The organism is Metabacillus bambusae (genome assembly GCF_017497975.1).
Taxonomy (GTDB): Bacteria; Bacillota; Bacilli; order Bacillales; family Bacillaceae; genus Metabacillus; species Metabacillus bambusae.
On record NZ_JAGDEL010000064.1, the window covers coordinates 1 to 597 of the forward strand.

At 47.2% G+C, this 597-nt stretch carries 2 tRNA genes and 2 rRNA genes; all 4 read right to left on the bottom strand.

From position 1 onward, the window contains the following. Nucleotides 1-124: ribosomal RNA gene (locus I7822_RS29575) — 23S ribosomal RNA — on the bottom strand; the annotation flags it as partial. Nucleotides 125-236: 112 nt separating this feature from the next. Next, nucleotides 237-312 (bottom strand) — tRNA-Ala (locus I7822_RS29580). 17 nt (nucleotides 313-329) lie between these two features. Next, nucleotides 330-406: transfer RNA gene (locus tag I7822_RS29585), tRNA-Ile, on the bottom strand. Nucleotides 407-480: 74 nt separating this feature from the next. Further along, a 16S ribosomal RNA gene (locus tag I7822_RS29590) occupies nucleotides 481-597 on the bottom strand; the annotation flags it as partial.

Sequence of the window (597 nt, forward strand, 5' to 3'; positions counted from 1 at the left end):
TCCCCATTCGGAAATCTCCGGATCAAAGCTTACTTACAGCTCCCCGAAGCATATCGGTGTTAGTACCGTCCTTCATCGGCTCCTAGTGCCAAGGCATCCACCGTGCGCCCTTAACAACTTAACCTTCGACATTAAAAATGTCATTTAAATCAATTATTAAGAGAATCACTAAACTAAGCGTTTAAACTCAGTGAATTACTTGAATTGTTATCGTTATCTAGTTTTCAAGGAACATTTGGTGGAGCCTAGCGGGATCGAACCGCTGACCTCCTGCGTGCAAAGCAGGCGCTCTCCCAGCTGAGCTAAGGCCCCATTTATTTCATTTGAGATGGTGGGCCTAAATGGACTCGAACCATCGACCTCACGCTTATCAGGCGTGCGCTCTAACCAGCTGAGCTATAGGCCCATCTCTAATATTCATTTGGAGAACAAAGTTCTCTCAAAACTAAACAAAAACCAAGTGTGCCTCATTTTCCTTAGAAAGGAGGTGATCCAGCCGCACCTTCCGATACGGCTACCTTGTTACGACTTCACCCCAATCATCTGTCCCACCTTAGGCGGCTGGCTCCTTACGGTTACCCCACCGACTTCGGGTGT